The sequence below is a fragment of the Nostoc sp. JL33 genome, assembly GCF_017114985.1.
Taxonomy (GTDB): domain Bacteria; phylum Cyanobacteriota; class Cyanobacteriia; order Cyanobacteriales; family Nostocaceae; genus Nostoc.
In genome coordinates, this window is sequence record NZ_JABXKP010000052.1 from 114,949 (window position 1) to 128,308 (window position 13,360).

The 13,360-nt window shown below is 43.0% G+C and carries 10 protein-coding genes; 7 read left to right on the forward strand and 3 right to left on the reverse strand.

Translation table 11 applies throughout. From position 1 onward, the window contains the following. Positions 1–188 precede the first annotated feature (188 nt). Positions 189–1,841: a mechanosensitive ion channel gene (locus HWQ23_RS14230; RefSeq protein ID WP_292829285.1), complete on the reverse strand. Its 1,653-nt coding sequence runs from the start codon at positions 1,839–1,841 to the stop codon at positions 189–191. 326 nt (positions 1,842–2,167) lie between these two features. Between HWQ23_RS14230 and HWQ23_RS14235 the strand changes: the two genes are divergently transcribed. Continuing rightward, positions 2,168–2,611: an SRPBCC family protein gene (locus tag HWQ23_RS14235; RefSeq protein ID WP_292829287.1), complete on the forward strand. Its 444-nt coding sequence runs from the start codon at positions 2,168–2,170 to the stop codon at positions 2,609–2,611. A gap of 382 nt (positions 2,612–2,993) precedes the next feature. Then, positions 2,994–3,599, forward strand: a complete 606-nt coding sequence (locus tag HWQ23_RS14240) for a DVUA0089 family protein (protein WP_292829289.1) — start codon at positions 2,994–2,996, stop codon at positions 3,597–3,599. A 63-nt stretch (positions 3,600–3,662) separates the two neighbouring features. Here the strand turns inward: HWQ23_RS14240 and HWQ23_RS14245 are convergent, their stop codons facing one another. Together HWQ23_RS14245 and HWQ23_RS14250 are read right to left on the reverse strand one after the other, a co-directional pair. Continuing rightward, positions 3,663–4,487 carry a SirB1 family protein gene (locus HWQ23_RS14245; protein WP_292829291.1) on the reverse strand — a complete coding sequence of 275 codons (825 nt, stop codon included), beginning with the start codon at positions 4,485–4,487 and terminating at the stop codon, positions 3,663–3,665. Positions 4,488–5,293: 806 nt separating this feature from the next. Beyond that, on the reverse strand, positions 5,294–5,464 hold the full coding sequence (locus HWQ23_RS14250) for a hypothetical protein (protein ID WP_292829293.1): 171 nt from the start codon (positions 5,462–5,464) through the stop codon (positions 5,294–5,296). A 43-nt stretch (positions 5,465–5,507) separates the two neighbouring features. Here HWQ23_RS14250 and HWQ23_RS14255 point away from each other — a divergent pair, with 43 nt between their 5' ends. The 5 genes from HWQ23_RS14255 to HWQ23_RS14275 all read left to right on the forward strand — a co-directional run bounded on the left by HWQ23_RS14255 (position 5,508) and on the right by HWQ23_RS14275 (position 13,354). Further along, the gene (locus HWQ23_RS14255; protein ID WP_292829295.1) at positions 5,508–6,212 is read left to right on the forward strand and encodes a PEP-CTERM sorting domain-containing protein; all 705 of its coding nucleotides are present in this window, start codon (positions 5,508–5,510) and stop codon (positions 6,210–6,212) included. A gap of 249 nt (positions 6,213–6,461) precedes the next feature. Next, on the forward strand, positions 6,462–7,910 hold the full coding sequence (atpD, locus tag HWQ23_RS14260; protein ID WP_292829297.1) for a F0F1 ATP synthase subunit beta: 1,449 nt from the start codon (positions 6,462–6,464) through the stop codon (positions 7,908–7,910). A 203-nt stretch (positions 7,911–8,113) separates the two neighbouring features. Then, the gene (gene atpC / locus HWQ23_RS14265; protein ID WP_292829299.1) at positions 8,114–8,527 is read left to right on the forward strand and encodes an ATP synthase F1 subunit epsilon; all 414 of its coding nucleotides are present in this window, start codon (positions 8,114–8,116) and stop codon (positions 8,525–8,527) included. A 151-nt stretch (positions 8,528–8,678) separates the two neighbouring features. Beyond that, positions 8,679–10,817 (forward strand): SPFH domain-containing protein, encoded by a 2,139-nt coding sequence (locus tag HWQ23_RS14270; RefSeq protein ID WP_292829301.1) that lies wholly within the window; start codon positions 8,679–8,681, stop codon positions 10,815–10,817. A 758-nt stretch (positions 10,818–11,575) separates the two neighbouring features. Beyond that, positions 11,576–13,354, forward strand: coding sequence for a serine/threonine-protein kinase (locus HWQ23_RS14275; RefSeq protein WP_292829364.1), 1,779 nt, complete (start codon positions 11,576–11,578; stop codon positions 13,352–13,354). The last annotated feature ends 6 nt before the right edge of the window (positions 13,355–13,360 follow it).

A 13,360-nucleotide genomic window follows, 5' to 3' on the forward strand; every position in this document is an offset into this window, starting at 1 on the left:
AAATTGAGCTTCTGAACTCGGAACTTGAGCTTTAGAACTCAATATGTCAAGTTCTACACTCAAACTCCGAGATTCTAAACTCTAACTTTCAACCTATTAAGTAAAATTGCCGATAGATTTTCTCCACTACTGATGCTTGCGGCTAAACTTTGGGAGATTTACAGACAAAATTGCACCTTTATCAAGTTTTAGTTCCTACCTTTGAAAGAGTCTAGCCATTCTTGAACTTGCTCGCGGGCAATATCGCGCCCTCCAAGACCAAAGGCTAGGGCAATAGCAACAGCGATCGCACCTAGTAAAAGTCCAAAAGCTAAATTCACAATATCACTGGCAACTCCAATCTGTTGCAGTGCCATTGCAGAGACTAAGGCAATGATCGCAATTCGCGCCACTTGTCCCAAAATCTGGGACTGGCGTTCCCCGGAACTGGTAATGATGTTAAAAGCTAGATTTGCCAGGAATAAGCCAATGGCAAATATTACCAATCCCGCCAAAATCCGCCCGAATATGATCACAATACCAGACACTAATGCTGTCAAGGCTGGAATATTCAGGATATTCACCGCCGCCACCGTTGCAAATAGCATAATACCCACTAAGGCAACAATGCCTGCAATTTCCGATGGAGTGCGGCTTGGAGTCTGGGAGGCTGTTGATTCTCTGGAAATTACGATTTGTCGGCTGGGTGTTGTCAGACCCAAAATACTGAAAATGTTATTAAAGCCTAAATTAGTCAGGATACTTGTAACCAAATCCGCGATAAACCGCCCCACAAAATAGGCAACAATCCAAATTGCCACGGCTGTAAAGATGGCAGGTAGGGCGTTGAGAATCTGTTGCAGCATGGCGATCGCAGGCACTGAGATCGCATCAATTCGCAAGGCATTCAGCGCTGCGATCGCTACAGGAATCAAAATCAAAACATAGACAATTGTGCCGATAATACTCGATAGAGGTTGCACCCCCGCAGCCGCAGATAATCCCAACCGACTACCTAAATGGTCGATACCAGTTGTCGCCAGCAAGTTCGTCACAATCCGCCGTACTACATTAGCGATGAACCAGCCAACTACAGCAATTAAGGCCGCCGCTAAAATGTTCGGTAGAATTAGCAGAACTTCTGTAATTAGAGCTTGTACTGGTTGTAGAGCCTGCCTGAGTCCGAGAGTATCTAAAACTGGGGCGAGAAAGAGTAAAAATATAAACCAATACAGAGCATTGCCAATCGTCTCACTCAGAGACATCTGATTCAGGCTAGGTGCGCTGTCTTGTGATTCTGGATTCAAACGCTCATCTAGGTTAAATGCCTGTAATGAGCGCACAGTGATAATCTTCACAATGGTCGCCAAAAACCAGGCGGCTACCAAAAGGATTCCCGCACCAACCAACTTTGGCAAAAAGCCAATAAGTTGATCGAGAAAATTATTCAGGGGTCGAGAGGCTACCTCCAGATTCAATGTCTGTAAAACAGCTACCGCCGTCAACAGGATAATGCTCCAAAAGACTAAGCTGGAGATTAATTTCTCCACTTGCGGAACATCTTGACGACCAGTTATCCCTGCGGCAATGCGGTTATCTATGTTTGTGCGCTTGAGAATTGCTTGCGTCACTGCTGCTGCGATCGCTGCAATTAGCCAACCTACTAACAAAATTGCCACCGCCCCTAGCAGACGGGGTGTAAATAGAATCAACTGTTGAACAATATCTTGCACATCAGCGATTCCTTGATTCACTGCTGGTTGTGTCAGTTGCAGGTTGGGCGATTGTGCCAAAAATTGCTGCCCCCTCGTGGATAAAGCAACTCCTATCACCTGGGTTATTCCTTGCCAAGCTGTGTTCATGGTTTTCGGGAATTAAGCTTAAATATTCGCCGCAAACACTGAGTCAGTGTTTCGCCTATCAATTTACCAGTAAAAACATACATCTATGGGATGATACCAAGAATAATTTTTGAGTTTGTTAGGGACTTCCAAATAAAAAAATACTCAACTACTTCTTGTGGGGTGGGCATCTTGCCCGCCTTTCTATACGGGCGGGCAAGATTGCCCACCCCACAATATTGGGTAATTTATTTGTTGGAAGTCCCTTACTTAATATTTGCTTAAATCTACTGTCAGTGCTGAATTTTGCGTTACTCTAATTGCAGCAACAGCATCAAAGATGTGGAATGTCCCAAGTTTTGTCACAATCGATTGAAATTAATGCTACAGCTACGGTGGTGGAGCGCTGTATTAGCGATTTAACCCTTATGCACCGTTGGCTCAACCCCGTCCTCCGTTGCGAACCTGTGGGCGAATCTTGGAGTACCGATGTCGGCAGTCAAAGTCGTTTTATCATTCAGATTCCTCTACTGAAACCCACGTTGAATAGCGTAGTTGTGGAACGAGAACCGGGTTTGGTAGTCTGGGAATTTCAGGGATTTTTTCAAGGGCGCGATCGCTGGGAATGTCAGCCAACAGAAAAGGGAACGCGCCTACTCAACCGCTTTGAGTACGATATCCCTAACCCCTTAGTGAGTTGGGGTTTCAACACCTTTGCTGCATCTTGGACAAAAGAAGATATGCAAGCCCAACTGCGCCGCCTCAAACGAGTCGCAGAAGAACAAAAATAATTCGATCATTGGTCTTTTAACTAACTATGTTTGGTTCATGGCCAATAGTCCAAAAGAAATTACTTAACAATTCCTAACCCTCTGCCGACTGCCTTCTTCACAAGACTTTTGCGATCGCTGTGAGAATTCATTCCCAAGCAGTTTTTGAGAATAGTCCTTCATGATTACCTTAAGTATAAACACAGTTTCTAACCTTTAGTAGATGGGGTTAGAAGTCTTTTAAAGTCAGTGTTATTACGTTCGTTACCCCACATTAGTAGCTTTATTTCTCAGTGAATTTTCTGTGAAGTAGGTAAAAAAGTTTTAAATCATTTAGATACACATATTAGTATCAAAGCGTTGAAAGCAGACAAAAAGATTCGTTTCTAGGGTAAATAACAGAATGGCTACTGTAAATGTTTTGACAAATTTATCACTGATTACAGTGGGAGCAGCAGTTATTGCACTGGGAGCAGCAGGAACCGCACAAGCTAAGACTTATACTGAAGTCGGTGATGCAGGTAAGACTTTAAAAACCGCCCAAAATCTTCCTGGTGGGATTAATGTCATCAAAGGAACTATCTCTTCTAAGAACGGTGCTGACCTCTTTTCTTTCTTTTGGGATAGTGGGCGATTCAAAGCTACAACAGTCGATGGTGCATCCTTCGATACCCTATTAGAACTATTTGATTCTAAGGGTACGGTAATCGCTCTGGAGGACGATTCTAAGGGTACGGCACAATCCACTATCAATGAATTTTTGGATACTGGTGAGTACTTCTTGGGAATATCATCCTCCCCCAACCTTGCTTTATTTGGTATTAATTATGGTACTATTCCTGGTTCGTCTTCTGGCGATTACTCTATCAGCCTAAACAAGAAGACTGCTTCTTTTCCCAAACCCACTTCTGTTCCTGAACCCGCTTCTATCATCGGTATCTTAGGCTTAGGTGCATTCGGACTTACCTCTGTTCGCAACCGTAAACAACAAGCCGCAGTTAAGGCATAAGCATCTATTTTCATTTAACTAACCACTGCTGTGTCAATATGTTGCTGACACAGCATTTTTGATTCAACTATTTTTACCCAACTTAGCAAGTAACTGCCGAATCACAGATGCATCCTCGGCATCAGGAACTTTTGCTAAATACTTTTGTAAGTCGTCTATAGCTTGGGGGTAGTAACCAAGTTGATAATAGATCAAACCGCGATCGCGCAATTCTAAAGTTAAATTAGGAAACAGTAACAAAATTCGTTCAATCGCTCCTAGCGTTTTTTCTAAATCTTGTTGTTTGATATAAATAAATTTTAAATTTGTCAGCATCCGTGCCAAAAATTGCCGATTACTGACTACGGCTAAAAATTCTGGTTGTAGCGTCACAGGTTGCTGATAAAGTTGAGACAGGCGTTCCTCGCAATCTTGAGCAAATATTATTTCACCACCATTGAAAGCATCCACAAAAATTTCTATATCTGGAATATCCGGGCGGATTAGGAAATGTCCTGGCATTCCCACACCCACCATCGGAAAATCAATCCGTCGGGCAACTTCCAGGTAAACTAGCGCTAAGGTAATCGGAATCCCCAATCGGCGGTCAATTACATCATTGAAAAAGCTGTTGCGCGGGTCGTAATAGTCAATTTTATTACCAGAAAACTTTAAATCTTCGTAGAGATACTGATTAATACTTTGAACTATCCGCAAAGGATATCGTGAAGAAGGCAGACGTTCTTGAAGCTCCCATGCCATTGTCTGAAGAGCATTCAGGTATTCCTCTGGATCTAGGTTGGGATATTCTTCTTGTGCAATATACAAAGATGCCTTTGCTAAGTCAATGTGCTCGTCAGACTGCTGAATCTCCTGGTAAAAATATTGTCGTGCTGACGATAAATTCATAAGCTGTTGCTCGGTGAAAGTGTGAGGATGAAGCGAGAGCGGTTTGGCTGAATTGAAAACAGTTTTTTGTACCTATTTTTATATTAGGGACATTCAGAAGATTTGGAAATCTAGTTTATGCATAAGTTTCATGACATTAATCTATCCAGGGAATGAAAATAGGTTAATGTAGCTTTTTTTGATTGACTAAAATATAGTTTTATGGTAGTCGTTTGTGCTAAATCTGTTCTGAGCAATGTAAAGATGTATGGTGTCAAAGTACCAATTAGTAATTATTAATTACTCAGATTCCGAAATGGCGTTGAGAGGATGTGTATTAACTATTTGAATAAATGGTATAGCCCTGCTCTTTCTGCGATCGGTAGGGAGAGCAGATTTTTTATGTAAACTTTCCTAACGGAATTTAGTAAGCGTTAGCGTTCGCGGAGCGTCTCGTAGAGAAGCTCGCCGCAGGCATCGCTACCCTAAGTTTTTAACTATTGTGGTTTTAATCGGTAGGTATCATAACAGTGTGTTTCTACGATATTCTTGACTGTAATTTTTATTATATTAGGATACTTACGCATAATTACGTTGATAAATCTTTCTGAAAGCAACAACTTAATTTTACAAAGGTTTAGTGAATTATTTACTTGATATTACGTATATAAGTCGCCTTAAATCTAGGTTTTGGCTGCTATTTAACCTAGTTTGGAATGTATTTCTTATGTGAATACACGCAAATCCTCTCGACACTAAATAAATTTACCAGTAACTTAAGTGAATAAGCGAGTGAGGAAAACACTGATAATAACCTCCTGAAATAACTAGAAGACAAAAGCTAAGTTAAAAACTTTAGTCATTTTCAAAGAGTGCTTATATCTGCGTAGGCGTAGCCCGTCGTAGACATCGCAGCGAGAGGCTGAAACTTCAGCTGTCGCACTTGAGGCGTTATGTGCAATTTCGCCGATGTTTTTGCTGACATATTTGGTTGGCAAAATTCCTACTATTAAATACCAATTTTTTGGAGAAATGTATTGTATGACAATTTCAACTGTTATGAAAAACTTATCAATGGCTACTATTGGAGCAACATTTATAGCTCTGTCCACACTAGGCGTATCAAAGGCAGAAGCGGCAGTAATCGTTCTTGACTTTGAAGGAGTTGGTGATATAAAACCTGTTGGTAATTTCTACGATACAGCTCCCCAAGACTTTGATATCACCTTCTCATCTAATGCATTGGGTCTTGTCGATTCTGATGCTGGCGGTCGGGGCAATTTTGGTGGTGAACCCAGCCCAGACACAATTCTATACTTTCTAGATGGCTCTGGTGTAACCTTGAAAGCAGGAAATGGCTTCAACACTGGGTTGTCATTTTTCTATTCGGCGGTCAATAAGCCCGGATTTGTGAATATATACAGCGGACTTAACGCCAATGGAAATTTACTTGCCAGTATAAATTTACCATTAACAACGTTTAATGGAGCACCTGACCCAACTGGCGAATTTAGCCCATTCGTTCCTATTGGCATATCGTTTTCAGGTATTGCCAAATCAGTAGATTTTGGAGGAACAATGAATGAGATTGCCTTTGATAATATCACCTTGGGTTCCGTAATCCCTGGTGGTTCTAAATCTGTCCCTGAACCAGGTTCTATATTAGGTGTGTTGGCAGTAGGTGTTTTCAGTGCTAATACGCTACTGAAGCGCAAACAGCAACAAAAAGTCACAGCCAAAATATAAAAGCATAACAAAATTTACTTTAGTAACTGCCGTGTCTGCCATTGAAGGATACGGCAGTTTTTTATCTGGAGTTTTCCCCAATCGTGATTATGTCATACAACCTAACCTAATTTCTAATCCCAAGCTGCTTTTTAAGGAATTACTAAGGGAGTTATGTCCCCGTCCGGTGCTACAGTGAAAGGTGACATTGCTTAAATTTATGTCTTCTCCGACCTTATCTGAAATCTAGCTTCAATCATTAGGCGCAGCATGGTCACAACCGCAGAAAAAACAAACATAGGCTACATTACCCAAATCATTGGCCCAGTTGTAGACGTTAAATTTCCCGGCGGGAAATTGCCAAAAATCTACAACGCTTTAAAAATCACTGGCACCAACGAAGCTGGACAGGAAATCAACCTGACTGTTGAAGTACAGCAACTGCTGGGCGACAACCAGGTGCGGACTGTTGCGATGAGTTCCACCGAAGGCTTAGTGCGCGGTTTGGAAGTCAGCGATACAGGCGCTTCCATCAGCGTACCAGTTGGTAAAGCGACTTTGGGTCGGATTTTGAACGTCCTTGGCGAACCTGTGGACAACAGGGGCCCTGTAAATGCTGAGGCAACTTTACCCATCCACCGCTCTGCTCCCAAATTCACCGACCTGGAAACCAAACCTTCGGTGTTTGAGACTGGGATTAAAGTTGTTGACCTTCTGACTCCCTATCGTCGCGGCGGTAAAATTGGTCTGTTCGGCGGTGCTGGTGTTGGTAAGACCGTGATCATGATGGAGTTGATCAACAACATCGCTACCCAGCACGGGGGAGTATCCGTTTTTGCTGGCGTGGGTGAGCGCACCCGTGAAGGAAATGACCTCTACAACGAAATGATTGAGTCTGGGGTAATCAATAACGAGAACCTCAACGAATCAAAAATTGCTCTAGTCTACGGTCAAATGAACGAACCACCCGGAGCGAGAATGCGGGTTGGTCTTTCGGGATTGACAGTAGCAGAGTACTTCCGGGATGTGAACAAGCAGGATGTGCTGCTGTTTATTGACAACATTTTCCGGTTTGTACAAGCAGGTTCGGAAGTGTCGGCGCTACTGGGTCGGATGCCTTCTGCGGTAGGATATCAGCCCACATTGGGAACCGACGTAGGTGAACTTCAAGAGCGGATTACCTCGACTACTGAGGGTTCGATTACCTCCATTCAGGCAGTGTACGTACCTGCGGATGACCTCACCGACCCCGCGCCTGCTACTACCTTCGCCCACTTGGACGGAACAACAGTACTGTCTCGTGGTTTGGCAGCTAAGGGAATTTATCCCGCAGTTGACCCCCTTGGTTCGACTTCCACGATGTTACAGCCCAACATTGTCGGTGACGAACACTACAATACTGCTCGTGCGGTGCAATCAACTCTGCAACGTTATAAAGAACTCCAAGACATTATCGCCATTCTTGGTCTAGATGAATTGTCTGAAGAAGACCGTCTCATCGTAGCGCGGGCCCGGAAAGTTGAGCGTTTCTTGTCTCAGCCGTTCTTTGTGGCAGAAGTATTCACCGGTTCTCCTGGTAAGTACGTGAAGTTGGAAGATACCATCAAAGGGTTCCAAAAGATTCTGTCTGGTGAGTTGGATGCTTTGCCAGAACAGGCTTTCTACTTGGTTGGCGATATTAACGAAGCGATCGCCAAAGCTGAAAAAATCAAAGGTTAGTCATTAGTCAAGAGTCATTAGTCATTAGTCATTAGTCATTAGTCATTAGTTCAAGTGCTAATGACTAATGGCAAATTGCAAAAGACAAAGGACAAGTGACACGCAAAGTCAAAGCGGAGGTTTCCTCCGTTGGCGCAGCCGGCCGCAGGCATCAGAACTTTGCAAGAGAGGACAAATGACAAAAGACAAAGGACAAAAGACAAATGACATTAACCGTTCGTGTAATTTCCCCAGATAAAACAGTATGGGATGCCCCAGCTGAAGAAGTCGTTTTGCCTAGCACCACCGGTCAACTAGGTATCCTAACTGGACACGCACCACTTTTGACCGCCCTGGATACTGGTGTAATGCGAGTCCGGGCCGCTAAAAATCAGAATTGGCAAGCGATCGCTCTTTTGGGTGGCTTTGCCGAAGTCGAAGAAAATGAAGTGACAATTCTGGTTAACGGTGCTGAACGTGGCGACAAAATTAACCTTGAAGAAGCGCGTACTGCTTACAACCAAGCACAAGCGCGTCTGGATCAAGTGACAGCAGACGATCGCCAAGCCCAAATCCAGGCAACTCAAGCCTTCAAACGCGCCCGCGCTCGCTTTCAAGCGGCTGGCGGTTTGATCTAATTTTACTTTATATTTCAACTTTGTAGGTTGGGCAATGTCCAACCTACAAGATATTTATTAATTTTAAAAAAATTACGCCAAGTTTAAGAAATCGAGGCAAGCCCTGGTGAAGTGTTACATTAACTAATTAGTTGCCCAATGGGCACAAGTTATGAAAAGCTTTTCATCTTTGCTTGGTACGCGTAAAGAAAATAAGGTAGCTCGTTTTGCAGCATCTGTCGTTGCAACGCTAGCGATGGCTACGCCAACGTTTTTGACGAACGCTGGTAGTATTCATTCTGCCAATGCAACTCCTATAAAAACAACTACTGCAAAAGAAATCACTTCGGCGACAATCCAGCTAAATCAGACCAAACCAAATATTGCCCAGTTACAAATCAGCAGGACTCAATATCAAGCTGCTGGAATTGATCCTGTTGTACTGGTTCCCATCCTACTTGTGGGCGGTTTAGTTATATTCGTCCCCCTATTCTTTGGCGGACTTGTAGTAATTGGCGAACGTGAAGTCGGTATTGTAGTTAGGAAATTTACCCTTTCCGGGAATGGACTCCCCGCCGGGAGTTTGATTGCTCTCAACGGGGAAGCTGGCTTGCAGGCAGATACTTTAGCTCCTGGTTGGCATTGGGGCTATTGGCCTTGGCAGTATTCTGTAAAGAAAGAATCGGTAATTGTCGTTCCCCAAGGGGAAATAGCTTTGATTGTGGCGGCAGATGGCGCATCCAACCCACCAGAGCGGATTTTAGGTAAAATTGTGGGTTGTGACAACTTCCAAGATGCTCGGAAATTCCTTGCCCAAGGTGGGGAAAAAGGGCGGCAAATGGGTTTTCTCACGGCTGGTACGTACCGGATCAATACCGCCCTGTTTAAAGTCATCATGGCAGCAAATGCCAGCGCTCATGGCATGACTCCAGAACACTTGCGGGTGTACAGTCTGGCATCTGACAAAGTTGGCATCGTCACCACCTTAGATGGTGTACCAATTTCTGCTGGTGAACTCGCAGGCCCGATAATTGACGGACACAATAACTTCCAAAATGGTCAGAAATTTATTGATGGTGGTGGACGGCGAGGTTTACAAGAACAGACTTTGCTTTCTGGTTCTTGGAACTTGAATCCTTGGTTTGTCCAAGTTGAGCAAGTGCCGATGACCGAAATTCCCATTGGGTATGTGGGTGTGGTAATTTCTTTCGTGGGTAAGGCGCATCAAGATGTCAGTGGTGCAGCTTTCACCCACGGTAACTTGGTGAATCAGGGACATAAAGGTGTGTGGGTCGAACCGCTATATCCTGGTAAGCACCCGATTAACTCCCGGATTATGAAGATTGAACTTGTGCCAACGACCAACATCGTCTTAAACTGGTCAGGTCGGACTGAACGCCACAGCTATGATGCTCAACTGGCTTCTTTAACAGTGCGATCGCGTGATGGATTTGCCTTTGATTTGGAAGTAGCGCAAATTATCCATGTCGGTGCTTTAGATGCCCCGAAGGTAATTTCTCGCGTCGGTGCTATGCAAAATCTGGTAGACCATGTATTAGAACCGACTATCGGGAATTATTTCCGCAACTCAGCCCAAAACTGTACTGTACTAGACTTTCTGACTGCTCGGAGTGAGCGACAAATTGAGGCTGCTGAGTATATTAAAACAGCATTGCGGGCTTATGACGTGCAAGCGATCGACACCCTGATTGGTGATATTCAGCCACCAGCATCATTAATGCAGACACAGACAGACCGGAAAATTGCCGAAGAAGAACGCAAGACTTATGAAGTGCAGCAGATGGCGCAAACTCAACGGCAGCAGCTTGTCCGGGAAACGGCACTCGCTAATATTCAGCAAGAAATGGTGAAATCGGAGCAGAGTGTACATATTGCTGAGTTGAAAGCCCAAGCTCAAATCAAAGAGGCAAACGGTGAAGCTGAGGGTACAAAACTCAGGGCAATTGCTGAGGCTGAAGGTATTCGTGCCACGGGTAACGCCAAAGCTGAAACATACAGTGCTGGTGTGGAAGCTTTGGGGGCACAAGGTTATACAGCAATGCAACTAATGCAGATTATCGGCGATCGCAATGTCCGCTTGATTCCAGATGTCTTAGTTGGCAGCAACGGTAGCAATAACGGCTTAGTAGATGGGCTACTATCGATGATTTTATGGAATCAAACTGGTAAGGGTGAATTGACACCAACACCTTTGCATCCACAACCAGTAGTTACCAAAGCCCAACCAACCCCAGAAAACGGTCTTCCACCGATAGTTGTGAATTTTCCTGTAGATAAGCAACATCAATAATTTCTAAAAGGTAGAGACGCGATAAGCATCGCATCTCTATCTGGAAAATAAGGTACAGATGAACATCGATAAACACTAAAGAATTATTTGTGTTAAGTAAGTGGGCAAGATTAACAATTCAAAATTCACGCATTCAAAATTCAAAAATAAACTAAACTACGTTATGCAATGTAAAATCCAATTATTCACGCGCACTTACTTAATCTGTATTTTTCTGTATTTTAAATATGAGATAGCGACACAACATTTTTAATCTGATGAAAAAACTTTTATTGATATGCCTATTCTTATTCGTAAGTATTAACATAATTATTCATCAGGTTTACGCATTCATGCCATCGAATACATACTACCCGCTCGATGTTATTAACGGAGCAGGATTATACAAAACTCCTCTTGCTGCAATTAAACGAAATTTTCCTTACCTAATTTTGTGGAGAGATAATCTAGTCGGTGGGGTAAAAATTGAATTGTACGCAGGTTAAAAAATAGCTCAAGTAATTGCACCTCAAACAGCTAGTGATGGTGTTTTTAAATGGACTCCAACTACACCAAAAATACCGAATCCTATAATAAAAATAACCAGTTTTGAGCATAAAAATGTTTTTGCTAGGTTAGAATTACAGAAAGGATTATCGGAATTATATTCACTTTTTAAAAGTAACTAAACACTCCAGATGCAGTTAAAATCAAAAAAGAGAACAAATAAAAATTGATGACGGCAGGATATTTTGCTGTTACAAGAACGTTATCGTTTAATGAAGCAGATTGGTAAAGGGGGATTCTGTAAAACCTTCCTCGCTGTAGATGAGGGTGAGTTTCCGCCAGTTCCTTGCGTCGTTCAACAATTATCACTGGAATACGAAACATTTAAAAATTTTCAGCAAAAGGTGCAACGGCTAGAAGAATTAGGAAAGCATCCGCAAATTCCCGCTTTGTTGGCTTATTTCCAACAGAACGGGCATTTTTATTTAGTGCAAGAGTTTATTGTAGGCACTAATTTAGCTCAGGTGGTTGAAGAGGAAGGCGTTTTTAATGAAACTCAGATTTGGCAACTGTTAGAAGATGTGTTGCCAGTTTTTCAGTTTATTAGCGATCGCAACATTATTCACCGCGATATTAAACCCCACAATATCATTCGTAGATCCCCAATTCCAAAAAAAGGGGATTTCGTCATAGTCGATTTTACCACTGCAAAACTCGTCACAGAAATTGATTGGCTAACATCTGAAACCAGTATCGGCAGTCCAGAATACGCTGCACCAGAACAAGCGAGGGGAAAAGCAATTTTTGCTAGTGACTTATATAGCTTGGGTGTAACTTGTATTTACTTACTTACCCAGATTTCTCCCTTTGATTTATTTGATATTGCTAATGATTGCTGGGTCTGGCGAGATTATCTTACTACCAAAGTTAGCGATGTCTGGCGACAAGACTCAAAGAGTCTACGCTTGGCGCAAATCCTCGACAAGCTGCTACAAAATGCTGTTAACCGTCGCTTTCAATCAGCTGATGAAGTTATGCAAGCAATGGGTATGGAAGCCAAAATCCAAGTTGCGCTGGAAGCGCACCAAAAGTGCGAAAATCCTCCTTGGCAATGCTTGCATACCCTAACTGAGCATTCTGGGAGATTGAGTAGTGTGAATGCCCTTGCCATCAGCCCTGACAGTACCACTTTAGCTAGTGCTAGTGATGATAAAAACGTTAAATTGTGGGATTTAAATACTAAAAAAGTCCTAGCTAGCTTATCAGGACATTCCCAAGCTGTAAAATCAGTTGCTTTCAGTCCTGATGGTCAAATTCTGGCAACTGCTAGCGATGATAAAACTATCAAATTGTGGCAGGTTGAGACATTAGAGGAAATCTGCACCCTCTTGGGACACTCACACGCTGTAAAATCAGTTGCTTTGAGTCCAGATGGGCAGATTCTCGCTAGTGGTAGCTGGGATAAGACAATCAAACTCTGGGATGTAAATACTGGCACAGAAATTTGCACCATAACTGGACACCAATTACAGGTAAATTCAGTAGCATTTAGTCCCGATGGAAAACTTTTAGCTAGCGCTAGTTATGACAGAACAATTCGCCTGTGGCAGATATCTGCATTAGCAGGTTCTCAAACAGAACTTCAAAACCGCCCATGCTATAGCTTGTTAGCCACCCTTTCGGGTCATGCATGGGCGGTTTTGACAGTCGCTTTTAGTCCTGATGGTCAAATTTTGGCGACGGGTAGTGATGATAACACTATTAAATTGTGGGAGGTAAACACTGGTCAGCTAATTTGCACACTTGTAGGCCATTCTTGGTCTGTGGTGGCTGTGGCTTTTACTGCCGATGGCGAAACACTCCTAAGTGCAAGTTGCGACAAAACAGTTAAACTTTGGAGGGTAAGCACAGCAGAAGAGATTGTTACTCTCTCTGGTCATATAGACTCAGTATCTGCTGTTGCTGTGAGCAAAGTTAGACAATTAATTGCAAGTGGCAGCCGGGACAAGACTATCAAACTGTGGCAGCTTGTAGAACAGGACAATAGCTAATTTGTA